Annotated in this window: 19 protein-coding genes; 8 read left to right on the top strand and 11 right to left on the bottom strand. The window is 38.9% G+C overall.

Annotation, left to right across the window (positions count from 1 at the left end; translation table 11 throughout):
* Window positions 1-105: 105 nt before the first annotated feature.
* Window positions 106-639, bottom strand: coding sequence for a late competence development ComFB family protein (locus VB713_RS19120; protein WP_323313094.1), 534 nt, complete (start codon window positions 637-639; stop codon window positions 106-108).
* Between the two features lie 485 nt (window positions 640-1,124).
* Between VB713_RS19120 and VB713_RS19115 the strand changes: the two genes are divergently transcribed.
* Window positions 1,125-2,687, top strand: a complete 1,563-nt coding sequence (locus tag VB713_RS19115; RefSeq protein WP_323313093.1) for a glucosaminidase domain-containing protein — start codon at window positions 1,125-1,127, stop codon at window positions 2,685-2,687.
* Window positions 2,688-2,749: 62 nt separating this feature from the next.
* On the opposite strand, the gene VB713_RS19110 is transcribed toward VB713_RS19115, so the two are convergent.
* Window positions 2,750-3,946, bottom strand: a complete 1,197-nt coding sequence (locus VB713_RS19110; RefSeq protein WP_416242456.1) for a hypothetical protein — start codon at window positions 3,944-3,946, stop codon at window positions 2,750-2,752.
* A gap of 227 nt (window positions 3,947-4,173) precedes the next feature.
* Entirely contained in the window at window positions 4,174-6,102 is a 1,929-nt protein-coding gene (mnmG, locus tag VB713_RS19105; protein WP_323313091.1) for a tRNA uridine-5-carboxymethylaminomethyl(34) synthesis enzyme MnmG, read from the bottom strand.
* 253 nt (window positions 6,103-6,355) lie between these two features.
* On the opposite strand from mnmG, the gene VB713_RS19100 reads away from it, so the two are divergent.
* Entirely contained in the window at window positions 6,356-7,066 is a 711-nt protein-coding gene (locus VB713_RS19100; RefSeq protein WP_323313090.1) for a DUF3800 domain-containing protein, read from the top strand.
* Between the two features lie 330 nt (window positions 7,067-7,396).
* Window positions 7,397-8,224: a D-alanyl-D-alanine carboxypeptidase family protein gene (locus tag VB713_RS19095; RefSeq protein WP_323313089.1), complete on the top strand. Its 828-nt coding sequence runs from the start codon at window positions 7,397-7,399 to the stop codon at window positions 8,222-8,224.
* Window positions 8,225-8,263: 39 nt separating this feature from the next.
* On the opposite strand, the gene VB713_RS19090 is transcribed toward VB713_RS19095, so the two are convergent.
* The gene (locus tag VB713_RS19090) at window positions 8,264-8,458 is read right to left on the bottom strand and encodes a type II toxin-antitoxin system HicB family antitoxin (RefSeq protein ID WP_015217276.1); all 195 of its coding nucleotides are present in this window, start codon (window positions 8,456-8,458) and stop codon (window positions 8,264-8,266) included.
* 335 nt (window positions 8,459-8,793) lie between these two features.
* On the opposite strand from VB713_RS19090, the gene VB713_RS19085 reads away from it, so the two are divergent.
* The 3 genes from VB713_RS19085 to VB713_RS19075 all read left to right on the top strand — a co-directional run bounded on the left by VB713_RS19085 (window position 8,794) and on the right by VB713_RS19075 (window position 11,742).
* Window positions 8,794-9,357, top strand: coding sequence for a TIGR04376 family protein (locus VB713_RS19085; protein ID WP_323313103.1), 564 nt, complete (start codon window positions 8,794-8,796; stop codon window positions 9,355-9,357).
* A 323-nt stretch (window positions 9,358-9,680) separates the two neighbouring features.
* Window positions 9,681-10,259: a nitrate transporter gene (locus VB713_RS19080; RefSeq protein ID WP_323313088.1), complete on the top strand. Its 579-nt coding sequence runs from the start codon at window positions 9,681-9,683 to the stop codon at window positions 10,257-10,259.
* A 358-nt stretch (window positions 10,260-10,617) separates the two neighbouring features.
* A complete protein-coding gene (locus VB713_RS19075; protein WP_323313087.1) occupies window positions 10,618-11,742 on the top strand; it encodes a site-2 protease family protein in 1,125 nt (374 codons plus the stop codon).
* A gap of 112 nt (window positions 11,743-11,854) precedes the next feature.
* On the opposite strand, the gene VB713_RS19070 is transcribed toward VB713_RS19075, so the two are convergent.
* The 3 genes from VB713_RS19070 to acsF form a co-directional block, all read right to left on the bottom strand.
* Window positions 11,855-13,258 (bottom strand): collagen-like protein, encoded by a 1,404-nt coding sequence (locus tag VB713_RS19070; protein WP_323313086.1) that lies wholly within the window; start codon window positions 13,256-13,258, stop codon window positions 11,855-11,857.
* Window positions 13,259-13,379: 121 nt separating this feature from the next.
* Window positions 13,380-14,189 carry a tetratricopeptide repeat protein gene (locus VB713_RS19065; RefSeq protein WP_323313085.1) on the bottom strand — a complete coding sequence of 270 codons (810 nt, stop codon included), beginning with the start codon at window positions 14,187-14,189 and terminating at the stop codon, window positions 13,380-13,382.
* 276 nt (window positions 14,190-14,465) lie between these two features.
* Window positions 14,466-15,542 (bottom strand): magnesium-protoporphyrin IX monomethyl ester (oxidative) cyclase, encoded by a 1,077-nt coding sequence (gene acsF, locus VB713_RS19060; protein WP_323313084.1) that lies wholly within the window; start codon window positions 15,540-15,542, stop codon window positions 14,466-14,468.
* Between the two features lie 329 nt (window positions 15,543-15,871).
* Here acsF and VB713_RS19055 point away from each other — a divergent pair, with 329 nt between their 5' ends.
* Window positions 15,872-16,369: a TM2 domain-containing protein gene (locus VB713_RS19055; protein ID WP_323313083.1), complete on the top strand. Its 498-nt coding sequence runs from the start codon at window positions 15,872-15,874 to the stop codon at window positions 16,367-16,369.
* A gap of 135 nt (window positions 16,370-16,504) precedes the next feature.
* Here the strand turns inward: VB713_RS19055 and VB713_RS19050 are convergent, their stop codons facing one another.
* The 4 genes from VB713_RS19050 to VB713_RS19035 form a co-directional block, all read right to left on the bottom strand.
* Window positions 16,505-17,092 carry a DUF2996 domain-containing protein gene (locus tag VB713_RS19050; RefSeq protein ID WP_323313082.1) on the bottom strand — a complete coding sequence of 196 codons (588 nt, stop codon included), beginning with the start codon at window positions 17,090-17,092 and terminating at the stop codon, window positions 16,505-16,507.
* Window positions 17,093-17,337: 245 nt separating this feature from the next.
* Entirely contained in the window at window positions 17,338-18,171 is an 834-nt protein-coding gene (locus VB713_RS19045; RefSeq protein ID WP_323313081.1) for a M90 family metallopeptidase, read from the bottom strand.
* Between the two features lie 86 nt (window positions 18,172-18,257).
* Window positions 18,258-18,896, bottom strand: coding sequence for a HesA/MoeB/ThiF family protein (locus VB713_RS19040; protein ID WP_323313080.1), 639 nt, complete (start codon window positions 18,894-18,896; stop codon window positions 18,258-18,260).
* A 113-nt stretch (window positions 18,897-19,009) separates the two neighbouring features.
* A complete protein-coding gene (locus tag VB713_RS19035) occupies window positions 19,010-19,843 on the bottom strand; it encodes a hypothetical protein (RefSeq protein WP_323313079.1) in 834 nt (277 codons plus the stop codon).
* Between the two features lie 404 nt (window positions 19,844-20,247).
* On the opposite strand from VB713_RS19035, the gene VB713_RS19030 reads away from it, so the two are divergent.
* A partial coding sequence (locus VB713_RS19030) for a hypothetical protein (RefSeq protein ID WP_323313078.1) occupies window positions 20,248-20,507 on the top strand: 260 nt, incomplete at its 3' end.

Below are 20,507 nucleotides of genomic sequence, written 5' to 3'. Positions count from 1 at the left end.
ATAGCACCATATAAAGGCTTAAATTTTTACCTTACCTACCTTTTACCTATTTTCTCTCAAGCATTCCTAAATAAGTAAAAATGCAATAAAAAATCAAAATTTAAGTTACATCTGATGCTTCTCCCAGTTAAATGTATCCTTTGCTGAACTATCAGATTTACGCCAGTTACTCCTCCCTTTTGACTCATTGAGCAATGTTTGCTCTACTACATCACTTAAATTATCCCATGACAGATCTTGACGTTGCAATAAAATTTTTAGTTTTTCCAAAGCATTTAGAGCTGCATGGTCTGCTGTAAAATTCAGAGGATCGTTAACACGCAAAGGATCTCTTTGTACGGCGATAATTCCTTGACGCACAGCTGTGGTAATTTTTTGATATAACTCTGTTTTTCCATGATGCCATTGTCGCTGCCATCCTCTCTTACTAGTAGCATACAGGCAAGGTAAACGGTTTAAAGCATAAGCAACAACTTCTGAGGCTTTGATGTAGTCAGCAGTTTTTACAGGCAAGGATTTGATTTGTTTCTCCACTTCCTCTACAACTAGCATTTCCATCACATTGTGAGAATCTTTGGTAAATGCAGTTTGTTGAGAAGAGGAATTGGCAGAATTTAAGGATGGACGTAAGTTTGACATAACTGTAAAAAGTTGATTTTATCTTGAATTTTCAGTTAAACTTCTTATAAATCAAGCTTCACGTCATAATTACTGAATCCATTTACTGTATCCGTATAATTTACTATAACAATATATTTTTGCTGTTGTGAATGTGTATCATACTATTTTTATAATAAATTAATAATTTAACAAAAAGTCAACTCATTATTTAATGTTTTCAGGAACTCTTAAAAGCTTGAAAGTATTTTGGGCTAATGGTTTCGTGATACCTACGGTTTTCTTAAATAATTTTGACAATTGCTAGGAAAGGAATTAAATATGCGTTATCTATAACCTCAGACAGATTTTTTAAGTTCTGGTCAGAAAAAGAGCGGTTTTTCTCCTACCTTTATTGAGACAATACTTAACTAATTTAAGATTGCTGTATAATATCATCTTAATGAGATCACAATTGCAGATCATACAGACTTCAATAAATATATTCTTTTTGTGAAGGCAAAACTATGACATTACTAAATGAGTTAGCCAAAAATTATCTGAACAGCGATTTAGAAGTAATATTTCAAACTGTTGGTATTGAAGCTGCTAAGATTAGCAATATCAATAGGCAAATTCTCAAAGAAGTTACCCTAGCTCAATGGTTGTTAGAATCTGCTAGAGCCACAAGTGAACTTGCTATTAGTGCCAATAATTTTGCCGGATTAAAATGGCGGAACCCCGACATGAAAGGCTTTGCCGAACCAGTGAAAATAAAAATTTCTTCTGAGTTAGCAGAAGCTGAGTTTTGTAAATTCACAGATATTAATACCTTTATTATTGGTTATTGGAAATTTTTAACTCGTTCTCCCTATAAAGGTTTAGAAGAAAATACTAATACCCCAGAAAACTTTATTGGATTTCTCAAAAGTAAGGGATATTCATCTGATCCTAACTATGTCAGTAAAATTATTCAACTACTGCCTGAAGTACAGGACTTACTGACTAACAAAGGGGAAATTATCATTCCTCCGATATTAGCACAACAACTGCAACTAATTCGTGTGCCGAAAGAAGTAGAAATAGGGCAAGGTTTCAGGATTGAAGGGTTAGCGAGGTTAGTTGATAGTGGCAAAGTTTTGTCAGTGATAATTGATGATAAATTTCCAGCCCCAAGCGTACCAATTAATCAGGATGGTAAATGGCAATTCAATTTTGTCTTCAACCAAGACGGTAATCGCCAAATGGTAATTACTATCAATGATCAAATCCTCAAATTCAACATTATAGTTGTTATTCCTGGCGATAAAAAAACTGAACAAATTTCAACATCTAGTACATTGGGAGCAAAGGTAATTGAACTTAGTGGTAGTGTGGGAATTGGCGGAGTTAATAAAGCTGATGATGTGAAAGCAGTTAAAGCCAGATTGTATGAATTAGGCTACAAATGGGTAGGTGATCCTCTTAGTGCAGACAGAGATAGAGGACTATTTGATGCGATTAAACTATTTCAGTCAATTATTATTGGTCGCAGTACTGTTAGTGGTGATGGTAGAGTTGATGTTGGTGAAATAACTCATCGCTGGTTGCAAGCAGCTAACGCACCGCAGTGGGTATTAATGCCCGAAAGTGACCTTGGAAATGGTTTTGTTAATGGTGAACTGGCAGACATCAATGATCATCATGATTTTGGCACACACTGGTTAGCTGATGTCATCAAAGCGATCGCACTAGATTATCAGAATAGTTATCGTAGTACTCACCCCCAGGCTGCCCCATTTGCGATTAATGATGTTAGCCTACCTCATGGAGGAGATACCCCTGATCATCATGGTCATGAAACTGGGATGATGTGTGATGTTTTTTTGCCCAAGAAAAACGGTAATTTTGGCGGTATTGTTTGGTCAAGTTCTGAATACGATCAAGATGCTACACGAGCCTTGCTGAAATCTATTCGCAAGCAACAGCTAGTCAGAACAGGAGCAGTTTTTTTCAATGATCAGCAGCTAATCAAAGAGGGTCTTTGTACTCCTCTAAGTGGACACAGTAATCATATTCACTTTGAAATTAACGCTCCATTGAGAAGCTAATCAAAGTTTGGAAATACCGTTAAAATCCCCGTCAATTTATGGCAGGGAGTATCACCCAATTCTCACAACTTCTGACCTGCATAAATTGAGCGCACCTCGCCATTACGGCGGATAATCGCCTCACCATTACTCACCTCTACTAGTGTCCAACCACTAGAGCCAATGCTCTCTCCCAGGTTAATGCGGCGAGTCACACCATCAATTTTAAACAAAGCAGCAGATTTGTTTCCTAACTCTAGTAATCCTTCTAATTCGGCCGAATAACTAGGTGGTAAATAAACTTGTTGCTGAATAGTTGTTGGTGCTGTTGGCAGTTTTGGCGGTGCGATCGCGGGTAGCTGAGGTTTAACTGCCGGCTTCACAGTTGCTGTTGAGACTTTTGCTGGTATTGGTTTGCTTGCTGGTTGCGCTGCGTTGGGGGGATTTTTCACCGTTTCAGGTGCGGATACCTGCGCCGGAATTGGTGGAATCTGTGGTAAGGGACGTAGAGGTTGAGGCGCTTGATAGACAGGGATATATATGCGCTCAACAACATTTGTTGACCGACTGGGAGCAGGTGGTGCATTATTAGCAGATACTGGCGGTGGTAGAGTCCCAAGTGGTTGGGTACTGGGTAAAGCCAAAGAGTTTGTTTGGTTGAGATTTACCGCCGGGAATCCATATCTCGCTGATGTCTGATTAGTGCTTGTTGCCTGCTGCTCTATGACTGCTAAGGCTTCCAGCATATAATTAACCAACTCTGCTTGAGGGTCTGGTTTGATGACTACAGGCGATTGTGGCTGACTCGTTTGTAGACTCTGGGGAATTAATTTAGCAATGAGATTAGTTACCAATCTCGAATCTGTTAGGTAGAGTGTACCCACCATTGCCAAGCTTAAGGTGGCTCCCATAATTAGCAGGTTGCCTAAACCACCGCTATTTTGTTGAGTTCTTGTACTAATAGCCGTAACAGAGGGATGATTGAATACTAATGTACTTGTTTGTTGCTTTTTGATTGGCGGCATCGCCTTAACTGTTCCGTGTACTCTCTGTGGTAAAACCACTTCTGGGGTCTTCAGCGTCACTGTTTGTATAGGTACATATTCTGTCCTCACAGTTTTGGCTGGACGTTTCCTCCGACCATCCAGAATGTTGTCGATATCGTTGAAGAGATCATCCATTAATCCTTCAGCGTAAGTTTCTATGGACAGGGATTCATTGGGGATTAAGTCCTCTGCTGCTTCGGAAATAATTAGATGGGTGCTGGCTTCTGTGATCATAGACATCCTCTGTTGTAGCTGCTAGGAAGGGTAAACTACACCCCGATTACCTGGAAATCAAGTTAAAAAATCAATAGCTAAATTACTCGTCCCAGAGGAGACAAGTTGATTGAGCAATGGGATTAAATCTTACTCTAATTTAGAACAAGTTGATGATGTCACAACAAAAATATATGTCATCGATCATACTGATCTCCCACATTATACTATACTTGTCATTTCTAATTTTATGTGTCGGCTAACACCGATAACTGTTTCTGGGACTTGGTTCTACCTATTTCCAAATAAATTAATAAGGCGTTGATATCAGCTGGATTCACTCCGCCAATGCGGGATGCTTGACCAATTGTGAGGGGTTTGACTTTGTTGAGCTTTTCTCTAGCTTCTTTAGAAAGAGTCTCAATTGTTGTATAGTCTAAATTTGCAGGTAGCTGGCGGTTTGCTTGACGGGCAGTTTGCTCGATTTGGGTCTGCTGTCTGGCTAGATAACCAGAGTATTTAATGTCTATTTCTGCACCTTCTTTTTCGGCTTGGTTGAGGTTGGTGTTACCTAATCCGTAGCTTTCCAAATCAGCGTAATGTATGCCTGGACGACGTAATAAGTCAGCGAGGGTAATTGAACCTCTAATTGCTTGTTGGGTATGGAGTGCGATCGCTTTCCCCACTTCCTCTAGTTCTTTAATTCTGGTAGAATGCAAGCGTTCTTTCTCCGCCGTAATCTGTTCTTGTTTGCTGGTAAACAAATGCCAACGACGGTCATCAATTAAACCAATTTCTCTCCCCAAAGGTGTCAAACGTTGGTCAGCATTATCAGAACGCAGTAACAAGCGGTACTCAGACCTACTTGTTAGCATCCGGTAAGGTTCCCGTAAATCCTTAGTACACAGGTCATCAATCAAAGTGCCAATGTAACTTTGCTCACGGGGGAAAATAATCATTTCCTCACCCCGCACAAATCGTGCTGCATTAATACCCGCTACCAAACCTTGAGCAGCAGCTTCTTCATAACCAGTTGTCCCATTCACTTGTCCAGCACAAAATAACCCTTCTACCTTCTTCGTCATCAATGTCGGATAACACTGAGTTGCAGGTATATAATCATATTCCACCGCATAGGCAGGGCGCAGCATCACACAGTTTTCCAAACCCGGCAGACTCCGCAACATCAGCAATTGCAGATTTTCCGGTAAACCTGTAGAAAAACCTTGGATGTATAATTCGGGAATATCCCGCCCTTCTGGTTCAATAAAAATTTGGTGGCTTTCTTTATCCGCAAAGCGCACAATCTTATCTTCAATACTCGGACAATAACGCGGTCCCTTAGCTTCCACCCAACCACCATAAACCGGTGATAGATGCAAATTTTCCCGAATCAAACGATGGGTTTCCGCAGTAGTTCGGGTCATGTAACAAGCCATTTGTTCCCGTTCTACCCACGCTTGGGGGTCAAAGCTAAACCAGCGGACTTCTTTATCCCCCGGCTGGATTTCCATTTTACTGTAATCTGCCGAGCGTCTATCTACCCGTGCAGGTGTTCCTGTTTTTAATCTTCCTGTTTCAAATCCTAAGCGATTCAGAGTTTCTGTCAATCCTTCAGCCGCAAATTCTCCCGCGCGTCCGGCTGGCATTGACTTGTTACCCACCCAAATTTTACCACCCAAGAATGTGCCGGTAGTGAGAATTAAGGCTTTACATTGGAACGCCATGCCAAAGTAAGTTTGCACACCGATAATTTCATCGTTAGTACCCAGAACCAAGTCGGTGGCCATACCTTCCCGAATTGTCAAGTTTTCTTGATTCTCGACAATGGTTTTCATAACTGTCGCATATTCCCGCTTATCGGTTTGCGCCCTTAATGCCCATACCGCAGGCCCTCGTGAAGAATTGAGGACGCGTTTTTGTAGATAGGTGCGGTCTGCAACTTTGCCAATTTCTCCACCCAAAGCATCTACTTCATGGGTTAATTGAGATTTGGCAGGGCCACCTACTGCTGGGTTACAAGGTTGCCAAGCGATTCTATCGAGATTAAGAGTCAAAAGCAGAGTCCGACAACCGAGGCGGGCAGTAGCTAAAGCTGCTTCGCAACCGGAGTGACCTGCACCGACGACTATCACATCAAATGCGTCTTGGAATTCAAATGAATTGTGCATGGTCATAGTTACAGAATGAGCCAGTTGAAAGTCATTATCTGATTTTAGCGGATACAGGGGTTTATTGGTGGTTGCTTAGTGGTGAAGCGGACAGAAAAGTTACTAGAAAATTTTAAATAATAAAACCTCTTTAACTAAATTTACTTTGTTTATTAGTAATAATACAAACTACGGTAAGATGTCTTGATTAACCTCCTACAATATTCTTCTGTCATCAAGTTGATACAGTAGACATTTTTGGTATTTTCTAAACCGCAATATGTTTTTATTTTATATTGATGAAAGTGGTACTGGAGCAAAGGATAATGGAACCAATTATTTTGTTTTAGCTAGTCTTGCTGTTTATGAAAAAGATTACTCCAAAAATTATGAGCAAATTTCTTTGCTCAAACGGAGTATTATTAAGACGAAAGAACCTGAAGATTGGGAGTTAAAAGGTAACGAACTTTGTAAAGGGAAGGAATTATTTAAAGGCTGGAGTTTGGAAGCGCGTATTCGTACATTTTTAAGTATCGCAGAAACTTTAAATCAGATACCATGTCATATATTTTCTATTGTAGTCAATAAAAAATTATTATTTGAGAATAGAGAAGGAATGAAAGATGATGTTATCCTTTATCGCTTTACTTTCCATCACGTATTAGAAGAATTAGATAGTTTTCTGAAATCCTGCAATGAAAGTGGAATTTTATTTTTGGACTCGCGTTCAACACATAGTACAAGTAAACAGGATGATCGTTTAGTCAAGGCTTACAGGGAGTGGGTAAATTCACGAAAACATGATTGCAGTTTTATAGAACAGCCTTGGTTAGGTGCTTCACAATTTTATGTAGGTCTACAATTAGCAGATTACGTTGCTTACTTGATTAGTTTGAAAACACAGGATATACAGGAAGATGATCGTAATGTCGAATTTCTAAAAGCTTTCACTATTCTTCAAGAAAAAATTCGTTTAGTTGAAATTCCTTAAAACTGGTAAAAGGATTTAATGCTAAACCCACAACTACTGTAATAGTTGTGGGCTTATGTTTAGACTAGGCTTTTGGAAATCACAGACTCTATGTGTTTCCTTATTAATCTATATACAGGCGCACGGTGTTTCAACCGCACCATACCTTCCCGTGCAGTTCGGGACACCTTGTCATGCTCTACATCTAGAGTAACACAATTTTTTATTTTTGTGTATCTATATATTTGCTTTAGAAACTGGGTTATAGGAAATTGCAAAATTTATACAAGAAACATTCTGAGAATTTTGTAATATGATTAAATCAAAATTATCCTAATAATTTATTTATCAATGAAACGTCATTCAAGAATAAACCGTCGTTTAAGAAAAATAACTTTTATTATCTTCATTATCTTCATATTTTTTACCCTAGTTGCCAGTAGTGATACTAACTATTATCAATCATTACAGAATACTGCTCTAACAAGTAATGTAAATATAACACCATCTACATCTACACCATTTATTCCCAGTCAGCAACTAAATGAGCAAGAGCGTTTTTTAGCTACAATTACCCATCAATTAGTAAATATTCCTAAATATAATACTTATGAATATACTATACTACGTGCTTATGGTGCAGTATTTATCAATCAAGAACCAGAAATTAAACTACCAGAAAAAGTTATCTTAGATGACGAACAAGAAACACAATATTTTCAAGGAAATACGCGAGTAGCATTAGTTGAAGGAACTAGAGACTGTTATTTACAAAAATCTGCTGCTGATGCTTTTAATAAAGCCAGGATTTTGGTAAATATTCCCTTAAAATCTGGATATTCTGGTGATTGTACTCGCAGTTTTGTTACCAATTTAAGATTTTGGCAAAAATACGCGAATAGTGGAACTTTAGAAAAAGTAAAACAAGGTAAAGAAACAAAAATTCTCGATACGGTTGCACCCCCAGGAACTTCACAACATCTGTGGGGATTAGCGATTGATTTACGGGTATCTAGTCCAGTACAGAGACAAGCTTTAAATCGAAATGGTTGGTTTCAGACTGTCGCAAATGATATTCCCCATTGGACTTATCTTCGTTGGAGTGAAGAGGATTTACCTAAGTTTGGATTAAGGGCTAAAACTATCAGGGGTATTACTTATTGGGTTACACCCATTTAGGTAATCTTAAAATTGACTATTACTTGATTGAATGCTAAATTATCGCACTTCTACATAATAAAATTCAGCATTTTTACCAACTTCATCCATAGTTTCTAAGTAAGCTTGAATGGCATATTTCATCTTATCTAAAGCCTCTTGTTCCGTTTCTCCAACTGTCCAACATCCAGGTAAGGCAGGACACCAGATAGCATAGACTTTATCTATTTTATTTAACTTGACTTGATATCGCATATCTCAATCACCGCTATTATCTTTAATTCTATATTAATAATTAAGATAAAAAAGGAGCGTTTGATACTGCATAATCTCACATTCTTGCTAACTATAACTGAAAAAGTTAATTTTGATGAAATTTATCAAAAAATTATACAAATTCAAGGAATTTAATATGATTGCTTTCCCATTTGTAGTAGTGAATAAATGATTTTTTACTATCATTAGTATCTGCTAATTGTCAATCTAAGTATTAATTAGAGAGTAATTTCGTTTTTATCATCAAAAGGAATAGGTTATTTTTGGTAGATTAGGATAAAATAGTTACAAACCCGATGTTTGGAGTTCTGACAGTGGGCTTATTTGATGATTTAAGTCGGTTTTTAGAAGAACGTTTAGAAGAATTCTTGCGTAACAATCCCCATTTGGAATTGGAGATGCTGTTAGAACAGCTGCGGGAGCAAGAAGAAGATACCTTAAAGCTGATTGCAGAGTTACAATTACAAGAGAAGCGATCGCAAGATGATATTCTATCCACAGCCCAAGAAATCCAGCGCTGGCACATTCGTGTGCAAAAAGCCAAAGCCGCTGGTAGAGAAGATTTAGCCGCAGCAGCGCAAAACAGAGAAGACGCACTCCTCCGCGAAGGAAATCAGCGTTGGGGGCAAATGCAGGGTTTAAAAGACCGCATTACCCAATCTCAAGAACTATTACGCAAAATTCAGCAGCGTCGTCAAGAAGTACAAACTAAAGCTACCGCAGCACAAACAGCGCGTGCCAAAGTTCAAACTCCCCAGCGTTTAGAAACCAATGCTTGGCAAACATCAGCTAGTAGTTTTGACGACTTAGAAGATAAGTTTCGTCGTTGGGAAACTCAAGATGAGTTGGAACAAATGAAGCGAAATTTGGGGAAATAATTCAGCAAGCTCAAAGGATGAAATCTAAATGATACATTTTCATATTTATATTTGATAATTTATATACAGTAAATTGTCAGTAACCGGATCTGTATGGGCGTATTGCAATACGCCCTTTTTTGTTAAAAAAACTACAAATTTATTTTTTTTAATTTCAGCTAAATTCAATTATTGAAATATTATTTAATTTTTTGGGTAGAAATGTATTTGCAGATAAACTTGATGAAGTTGGGTTTTTACATCTGCTTTCACATTTCCTTTTCTACCGCTACTGAGTATTGCTGCTTTAGTATTCCCCAGACGCTTAAAATAATAACTGAGGAATGGAAAATAGTATCTTGTTAGACGTTTTGGCTACCCTACAACGCTTATTTGTAGGTTATATTCCTGCCTCGGTTTTAGGTATATTTATCGGCTTTGTAATTGGTATCAATGGCATAGTTTATCAGCTATTTACACGATTATTCCAAATCCCAAATAGCATTCCTTCTATAGTATTTTTACCCATTGCGCTTATTCTATTTAAAGAGAATGAAACCGCAGCTATTTTTGTGGTTTTCATTGGTGTACTCTGGGCAGTTATTGTGGAAACAGCTACAGGTATCCAACAATTTCGTAAATATGATAATAACTTCCGCATAGCTATTCATCACATTTTTAAAGCTTTGAAAATTGGTCTTTGGATAGCTTGGTTTACAGTTATTGCTACAGAAATGCTGGCAGGTTCAAAAGGACTTGGCTTTCTAGTATGGAATGGTTATAAAGCTGGCAATCCTAAATACATAATTGACTCCATACTCTACATTGCTATTATTGGTGTTTTTCTGGATCAATTACTAGATTTAACCGGATCTATTCTTTCTCAAATGGTTTCAGACAAAGATAAATCTTCCAAAACTTAATTACAGAAAAAGTAGAGAACAGAATCTTTTGCCGGTGCGTCAGATATCATAAATCTGTTACTAATAACCAATTTATAGGTTTGACGCACCCTACAAAGCAAGTCGTGATTTTTCTCTGTGTCTGGAGGGTGAAACAGAAAAATATGGCGTATTTATCCAAAAATCATGGTAAATGTGGTAATTTTTCTCCTACCATCACCCATAAAATAGAGATTTTACAGGCTAAATTCGCATAACCACACCTTAATGGACGGACACCACTACAGTTACAAAGATTAAATTTACTTAATATTTCGTTACGATAAGGGCATTGGGAGAAACAACAAACCTCTCAATGCTCATGTCACAGGTGAATACCATGAATAGTACAATTCGGGTTGGCAACCTTTTTGGAATACCTTTTTATATACATCCGTCTTGGTTTTTAGTTCTAGGTTTGGTAACTTGGAGCTATAGCAGCGGACTGGCGGCACAATTTCCCCAATTAGCTGGGGGATTACCTTTGTTGCTAGGATTGATGACAGCATTGTTGTTATTTGGCTCTGTTGTCGCCCATGAATTAGGACACAGCTTTGTCGCTATTCGCCAAGGAATTGATGTTAAATCAATCACACTATTTATATTTGGCGGACTGGCCAGCTTAGACAAAGAATCGCAAACTCCAGGGGAAGCTTTTTGGGTGGCTATTGCTGGGCCATTAGTTAGTTTCATGCTCTTTGCTACAGCGACAGCAGTTGGTTTTGCGACTGCCGCATCTGGACCATTGGCAGCTATATTGGGTCTACTAGCTTCTGTTAATTTGACTTTAGCTCTATTTAACCTCATTCCTGGCTTGCCCTTGGATGGAGGAAATATACTGAAAGCAATAGTTTGGAAAATTACTGGTAAATCTTATAAAGGAGTGGTTGTTGCCAGCCGAATTGGACAAATCTTTGGTTGGTTAGCGATCGCATCTGGTCTAGTTCCTCTACTATTGTTTGGTAGCTTTGTTAACGTCTGGAACTTGTTAATTGGATTATTCTTGCTACAAAATGCTGGCAAAGCTGCCCAATTTGCTAGAGTACAAGAAAAACTCACAGGTTTAACAGCAGCGGATGCTGTAAACAACGATAGCCCCATTGTCACAGCCAATTTGACTTTAAGAGAGTTTGCAGATCAACAACTCTTAAATGCTCAAGAATACCGTCGCTTCTTGGTGACAGACGAACAAGGACAATTGCTGGGAGCAATATCAATTGATGACTTGCGAACCATCCCCAACACACTATGGGCAGAAACTCAAGTCCTCCATGTAATGAAACCAATCGAGCAGTCCAGCACTGTAAAATCAGATCAACCATTGCTGGAAGTAGTACAATTACTCGAAACACAAAAATTATCAGCATTAGCTGTAATTCGCGACAATGGTTTCCTAGTTGGAATTTTAGAAAAAGCTGCAATTATCAACTTACTTCAGAAGAAAGTACAAACAAAATTTGCATAACCTCTTCAAATCTCCAAATAAAACTCAAAATTGCCTTGCCAAGCAGTTTTGAGTTTTAGTGTTTGATGATGAGATATTTTTTATTTGGAAGCCACTTATGCCTTCTGAATCATTACTTGACTTTGCGAACTGCACCTTGCCAGTTGAGAGTTTGCTGTGCAGAACTTCCTCTCAAAGAACGGATTGCTACTATTTCAATATCAACATTCACACCAGATTTAAGAGCATCACTGGGAATTTTTAGCTTACCTAAATTGAGGGTAAAACGATTATAGTTACGAGTAACTAGTTCGTTAGGAATTTCCCCTTCATAAAAAGTTTGGTAGTTAGAAGATCCAGAAAAATTGTCCCTTGCCCGATATTTCACGCGAAATTGAGTATTAATTAAATCTGACCTTGCTGCTAAATCAACTATTTTTAAGTTGAGGTTTTGTCCCACATCAGCAAAATCTGCTACTGCTAACCGCGTCACATCTTGTTTAGGAATTACATAATTAACCGTAAACTCTGTCAATTTACCTTGCATATTGGCACCAGCATCAACCCACATATCATCAGAAAAGGCAATTTCCACCTTTTCACTGTCATTTAAACTCAGTGTTACACTTTGATTAGCAAAGCTGGTAATGGGTTGTTTATCTTGCCAAATTAATTTAAAAGTCCCTTCTAGTCGCTTTTCAAATTCTCGATATTCATCAGCAATTACAGAACCAACAGCTAACAGAGAAGTTGCTCCTTGACGCTGCTGCCATTTATTTTTGGAGAGGTTAAAATCTTTATTTGCTAATTCAGAAAGTGCTAATTTTAAACTTGGTGTATCATTTGCCAAAGGTTCTTTGCTGTTAATTATACTTAAAGTTCCTAAACTTCCTGACTTACCGTTTTGACCATAACTACCATCACGTCCATCACTGCCGTGAGAACACCGATAAACTTTATTAGTACACTTGTAATCAGGAGTACCTGGAGTACCTTTGCAGGTTTTTACTTCCCAACTCCTACGGTTACAGTTACAACCTGCTGTACCTCTGCCACCTTTTCCACCCCGTCCACCTTCCCCTCCAACAGCGCGAACAAAAATTTTCTGTAAGTCTGCCAAATTGGTGTAATAGACGGTGAGGGAACCACCCTGACCACCATCTCCACCTTTCCCTCCAGTACCACCATTACCCCCATCTGGTGCATTGATAGAGTTTTTGACATTTTCACGTTGATCTCTACAGCGGGGTCGAGAACCACGTTCTCCGTCTTCCCCATCTTCTCCATCTTCCCCAGACAGGTCAATATTTACAGGGGAACCATTAGCTGAAATCGTTTGATTTTCACCACTGCGACCATCCCGACCAGAGCGGCCATTGCTGCCTCTATTTCCATCTCTATCATAGCGATTAGCTATTTTATAGTCTTGTTCAGAGGAGTTTGCTGAACATAAAACTGAAGCTGAGGCAGGTAAAAAGCTATTAAATAGGCAAAAAGTCAACAAAAGTGGCAATTTATTCTTAAAAGTTTTGTGCATAAAATTATACATTAATTTTATTTTGTGATTGAGGGGTTTCGTCGAAAAACCTTCCAGTAAAGGCAGAGCCTTTGTGATAGCATTCCCAGTCTCTGACTGGGAACGAGATAACTTAGCTTACTTAAGACTGAATTTCGCTCATGAAGTTGATCACCTTTTGGTGAAATATTGTGTTTTGGTGCTTTAATGCAATTTGGGCTGATTCTTGGAGATCTGCGATCGCATTCTCCCGATTACCTAAGCGATGGTGAGCCAAACCTCTTGCGTAGAGAGCAAATTCATCCTCGAAATATATTTTATCTGCACCTACTGATTCAATGTGCTTTGCTTCAGCAAAATCTGCAAATGCACCTTGCTCATCTCCTACGTCATAACACGCATTACCCCGCACATAGTAAGCAGACGTTAAATTAGGATCTATATCAAGAGCCTTGGTTAAGTGCTTAATCACTTGACTATTAATACCCTGAGAATATTGCAGAATGCCCAAATTGTAGTAAGAAATAGCAGAACGTTCCATTCTGGTTATCAGACTGAAGTCTTCTAGCGCACCTTGATAGTTACCAGAGTAAAAATGCGCTGCACCTCGTCCAAAATAAGCGCGTACATATCGCGGATCTAGTTGAATTGCACGATGACAATCTTCAAGTGCAGTTTGATTTTCACCTATTGCTGCACGAGCAATACCACGTTCAGCATAAGCTTGAGCATATTGAGGACTCAATCGGATTGCTTGATTAAAGTCTTCAATTGCATTTTGGTAATCCTTGATCAGTGAACGAGCCACACCACGACTAAGATATGATGTCGAATCCTCTGAATTTAGTAAAATTGCCTGACTATAATTTTCAATGGCTCCTTGATAGTCGCCAGAATTATAAAGTATATAAGCAAGACTGGCGTATCCATAAGCATATATTGAATTGAGCATTATTTTATACACTCTCTAAGAGACTTCCAACTAAAAAAATATCCCGTCGCTGTGACGGCAGGGGGCAGGGAGCAGGGGGAAGAAAAGTCGCTTTGATTTGGTGAACTGGGATAGCGTACCCTACGGGATCTTGCTACGCGGAGCGTCCCGGAGGGAACTAGCGCTGCTGCAAGCAGTACATCTTTTTTGTGGAGTTTTCTAAATAGACTAATTAAAACAAAAAAAGTGGCTCTGTACATCACAGAACCACCAAAATTTTTCTAAAACTACGCTAAATTAGCGAGCTTGACCATGAGCAGAAACCGCATCAATGGGTTTCATCAGGTATAAGTTTAATAACTGCCAACCATGAGAAAGGTAAATTGGCGCTTTTTGGAAGAATTGCAGGAATTTAGGAGTATTGGAGTTAGAAATTGCTGTCAATTTTTCGTTATTTTTGACACAAACATCCAAACGCTGATAAAACTCTGGATTTTCTACATCGAGCATGAGTGGGAAGACTCTACCTGCGGTTTCATTTGTCTTCTTGATCACATGGATGTCATATTCTCTCGCATCTAAGCCCAGAGAAGCATAAAAATCTTTGCGCTGAATATCATTGAGATACATTGTCGCAAACACCGACAACAGGAAGAACCGACTCCATAACTTGGCTCTCCAGTCATTCAGCATCTGTGGCTGCGCTCTCATGACGGCATCAAAGAAATCGCCGTGGCGGTTTTCATCCTGACACCAATTTTCAAAGAAGCGGAAAATTGGGTAAATCCGGTCTTCAGGATGTTGTTCTAAATGGCGATAAATGGTGATATAGCGCCAATAACCAATCTTCTCAGAAAGATAAGTAGCATAGAAGATGAATTTGGGCTTAAAGAAGGTGTAACTGCGACTCTTAGTTAAAAAACCTAAATCTAGAGACAGATTAAAGTCTGACATTGCCTTGTTTAAAAACCCAGCATGACGCGCTTCATCCCGCGACATTAGGTTAAAGCATTCAGCTAATAGAGGGCTTTTATCCTTCAAGCGACGGCCGAGTTCTTTGTAGAGCAAAAAGCCGGAAAACTCTGCTGTACAGGAGCGTTCGAGAAATTCAACGAACAATTGGCGAGTTTCCCCATCAATGTGATCCCAGGATTGCTCAAACTCACCATCTCGGACAAAGTGATGGCGGTTGTAGTCAACACGAAATTCTTCCAGGATGGCTCTTAACTCGTCTTCGTTGACAGAAATGTCCATCCGCGCCATTTCATCAAAATCTGTTGTGTAAAAGCGGGGTGTTAAGAGGCTTTCTTTTGAGGGGACTTTAACCCCAGGACGCATTTCCTCAAAGCCTGGTTTTTTTAGAGAATCTACCATGTTTTGACTGCCATGAATGTTTTTCTTATGTTTGAGTACACCAGAAAGCCAAAGCTTATGCTCTCACAAGGTGCAGCTAAGGACAATAATTACATTATGTATAAAATTCAGTTTACCAAGGTGTAGCCGGGAAAATGGCAAATAAAACATTAAGAGTTGCAACAAAACTTTAGTTGTTACGGAATATGGAGTTGAAAATTGGTAGTCAGCTAAGGTATTTAGGCTTTGGCATCCACTATGTGAGTTGTGTTGACGGAAGAATGCCTAGTGTGTAATCAGGAACTAAAAAGCTCAAAAAACAAGAGCTAATTCAAGGGGTTGAGAACAAAATGAATGTACAGGAAGAAAACCGGAACAAAGACCGTCTTCTGATCTCTTATGCCTTGTGTGCAGGTGGATTTTTAGGAATAGCAGGATTACACCGTTTGTATAATGGCAAGATAGCAAGTGGTGTATTGTGGCTATTGACTTTTGGTTTTTTGTATGTAGGGCAGTTAGTGGATCTAATGCTGATTCCGGGAATGGTTGATGAATACGAACAAAAACTCAGACTCAACGCAGGTTTATCACCTTTGGGTTTACCGCTGAATCAAGCAGTAGTTAATTCCCAAATTTACCGCCCCACTGCTAATCAACTGATGGTTCAACTGCTTGAAGTCGCAGAAATCAAGGGTGGTAGTTTAACTGTGACTCAAGGGGTGAAGGCAACAGGGGCTAGTTTTGCTGAAGTGGAAAAAATTCTCAAGGAAATGATGCAATCAGGTTATGTGCGAATAGATAACGACCCCATTACTGGAGCCGTTACCTACCATTTCCATGAATTGTAGAGGTAAGAAGCTGTTGTGCTTTTAACTTGCATATCAAGGGCAGGATGGCTACCTCACAAGAGTTACATTCAATGATGATATGCAAATTAAGTGTTGGGCTTCTTTTGGATTTAGCTAAAAACCAATGACTAATTATTAATTTCTACCTAGCCATTTTTGACCGTTTAAACGGTAGACTAAGCGGGATACCAATAAATCAAGGGTAATTTTGCGCTCATCAATTAAGAATGATTCTAGGGTACTAGGTTTTTTACCTTCGTTACAGGAAAAGCCTTTTTTGCCTTGAATATCCGCATCAGGGAAATAGACGTTAAATTGGCGCTGTCCTTCTTGCCAACTGCCGATAATTTGCCAGCATTCTTCGGCTGAGTTAAAGCCAGTGATGGAATATTTCTGTTTGGCAAAAGTTAGCTCTACATCTGGGACTCCTTCTGCAACAATAGCTTTTTGCAAAGCTGGTAAGTATTCTTGCTGCATAAACTCTTCAAAGGGCTTATCTTCGACTGCTGGAGGTTTTTCCTTTTTGGGAGTTTTAGCGACTGTATCAGGTTTTTCTTTAGCAGGTTCAGCAGCTTTGGGATTTGCTTTTGGGTTTGCTGTTTTGGGATCTGGTGTGTTAGCAGTTGAGCTTGTAGCTACTGGTTCGTTGCGGCTAGGAACGCTTTCTCCAGCAACACTCGGAGCCACTTCTCCTGCTTGATTTTGATTGGTTTCTTCTGCCATTGCTCAGGTCAATCCTTTATGTAGCTTTAAGAGCGATCGCTCACCTTGGGATAGTCAGTTATTTCCATTTTGACATACCAGAGCGTGGCTATAACTATTTACATATTTCAGAAATCCTATCTCCAGCATAACGAGAGACAATTGTATCTGTCTGCTTCAATATCAGCGATCGCTTGGTCTACACTACTAACAGGAATCTTGTCTGAGTATTGTAACTAATATATTTCTTGTGCTTTGACTTATGCCTACTTACTATCTTTCCTTTGCACAGGATCTAATTGATAGTAACATTGTAGCTGCTGATAAACTGCCGGATAATGAGATAACAATTGGTGTGGTTTTTCAAAAAAAGTTTCAGTCGCTACAGCAAAAAATTCGGCGGGATTAGTTGCACCATAACTATCTATGACATTATTTATACCTTGGATAACATCGTTGCAAAGTTGCTGATATGCTTCGCTCATCACTTCAGCCCAAATCGGATAGTCTGAACTGCGTTTTAAAATCGGCACACCTTCAGCTTTACCATCCTCTTGATCTAATTGATGGGCAAATTCATGTAGGACAACATTATGTCCATCTTGCCAATTAAAAGTATCCTGTTTTATCTGTTCCCAAGACAATATTACCTGGTCTCTTGTCCACGATTCACCTAGTCTTGCTACACGCCTTTCTTCAATAATATAATTGTCAATAGCAATCGTTTCCTTAACAATATAGGCACTGGGATAAATCAGAATTGAACGCAGTTTTGGGAAGTATTCTCCTCGTTCATTGAGTAGAAGTAAACAGGCAACAGCGGCAATGATTATTTTCATTTCCTCTGTCACTTGTAATCCTTTACAGCCAATAAATTGCTTTTCCATTAAGAACACTTGAATATGTCCCTGAAGTCGCTTTCTTTCGTCAGAGGAAAGACAGAAATATATAGGAACGTTATTCTCAATAATGGCATTCCAAAGTGGAGGAAAAGGATGATATTTGAGACGATTTCTTCTCCTTTTAATGAGGATAGGATTAACTAAAACAAGAGTAATAATTAGCCCAATCATGAGAAAGACAATTATTGTTTGAATCATTAGTAGGTAACAAAAAATAAATTTGTCTACAAACCTTTTCCCCTCCTGCCTTCTGCCTCCTCATAACGATAATTTTTAATGCCAACCTAATTGCAGAAAGATTGCACGCTTAGATCCTTGAGAGTTACGGTAAAATTACGGTGTTCTGCTGTAGCAATGAATGAGATAATCGCCTCACAGGCCACAGCAACCGTTAACATGACTAGGTTTCGTGCCAAAGGATAATCACAGATATCATCATTAACCTCAGAAGGAACACGATAAACATCATTCCAAATCACTTCTGCATAATCAGATGATAGCCCAGCGTGAAGACAAGGAAAACGTTTTTGATCAGCATAATCTTTGACTGCTTGACGTGCCACACTATTGTCAAAAGCATCAATAATTAACTGGCTATCTTGGAGTAATTGATTAGTATTTGCTGATGTCAACTCCTTCGTTTTAGCATCAATTTTAGTGCCAATTGCTCGATATAAATTGTTCGCTAAAATCTTCGCCTTAAATGCTCCCACATCGTTACGGTAGTAAGGTTGAGTGGAAAGATTACGTTCCTCAATACGATCGCAATCAATGACTGTAAGTTTATCGAAACCAGAGCGAGCTAAGTTTTCAACAATGTTAGCTCCTAATGCTCCCGCTCCACAAATTGTTACAGGATAATCTTTTAGCTTTTTCATCACAGCATGGCTGCGGTAAAGCTGTTCATGGAAAAAAATGCTCATAATAATACTGTCTGAATCAGGATTTGCAGGATTTAAGGATGAACAGGATTAAAGTTGCGATTTGATCACCAATTACCCATTACCAGCCGAAACTAGATGATTAGAACCTTGGGTTAGTATGATTGTTGTTCCATTACAGCTACTAAGGATTGCAAGTCAAAATCGCGATCGCGTCCACTCAGACAAATACCAGAACTGACAACAGTTAAATCAGATTTAGCGATCGCACTACTATGACGAATACCATCCGCAGTAGTCCAATCAACAGTCCAATAATCACCGCGATCATGGAATTGAGTTAAAGTACCACCCCCCATTTGCAGAGCCTTTCTCAATCGTCTTTCATCCTGTTGGGGTTGAGTAAAACCCTCAATTCTTTGACTTGCTAATTCATACACCGTGCGGATTTCTGGAGTAATACCTTTAAACTGCAATTCCTGTGTCGGAGTGAATTTTTTAACAGCAGATTGCAGAGTTTCCACAATTTCTGGATCAGTACGGCGATCAACTTCCTCAAACCAGCAGGATTGACCATCCCAACGAGCTATGATTTGCTCAAAGACGACACCCTCAGTTACTAAATGTAATGCGATCGGCTTAACCACCTTCAACCGTTGACGCATATCAGCTTCATTCACAGGGTATGCTAACCAAGTTTGTTTTTGCAGTTGGTAAGCTAACCGCAGTCGAATTTGAGGAAAGTTTTGCAGGTATTCGGCAATTTGGGGTAAATCTGCTTCTTCCACCAGCTTTGCTGTCTTTTCATCCACAGCCTGAAAGATGCCCCAACCGACGAATTTACTAGGCTTTGGTGTGAAGGTGTAAACCATCCCTGCCACCCTTGTGCGGACTCGTCCACCCTTGACACAGGGCGCAAGGAATTGAGTTTCAGATAACTGTGCTTCTGCATTAGCTATTTGGTTGATTAGCTTCAATATGTTAGTCATAACTAATACCAATTATTCAAAATCAGCTAAAAATTCAACCTAGCAGTCTGTCAATAACTAATTGACGGGTAAATAAGTGTTTTAATTTTTCTTCTTTCCTTCTTCCTTCGCGTTCTTTGCGTCTTCGCGGTTCGTTCCTTTAAAAGTTTGCTATTTTCCAGAATATATAGCTTATCTGTTGGACTCCACACCCGCCCAGAAATGAATTTCCGGGCTAATAACTAAAGTTTACTAAAGTAAACTGGAGATTTTTTTGCATTTTTAGTCATCTTTAGATGACTTTTGCTATGAGACTGGGAATTCATTCCCAGTCGGGTTATAGGTTTTAATGTTGATGCAAATAAAATCTTAGCAAGTACAATATAGATGTATTCGTATTCTTGCTAATCGGAGTGATAACTAATATGATCACCGAACAAATGCTGGATAAATGGCAAACTTTAAATGCAGACGAACAAGAAAAAGTTTTAGCATTTATTGATTCACTTGAACGCCAAAAGGAACAGCTAAAATCTGGATCTAATTTAGGTAAAAAATTAAGACAAATTCGACAAGAAATTATTAATTCTGGTCTTCCTTTGTTAACGACTGAAGAAGTAGATAGAGAAAAAGTAGATAGAGAAAAAGTAGATAGAGAAAAAGTAGATAGAGAAAAAGTAGATAG

The organism is Anabaena cylindrica UHCC 0172 (genome assembly GCF_034931625.1).
Classification (GTDB): Bacteria; Cyanobacteriota; Cyanobacteriia; order Cyanobacteriales; family Nostocaceae; genus Anabaena; species Anabaena cylindrica_A.
The sequence above is the reverse complement of the archived record's forward strand: the minus strand, read 5'-3'. Positions and strand labels throughout refer to the sequence as shown.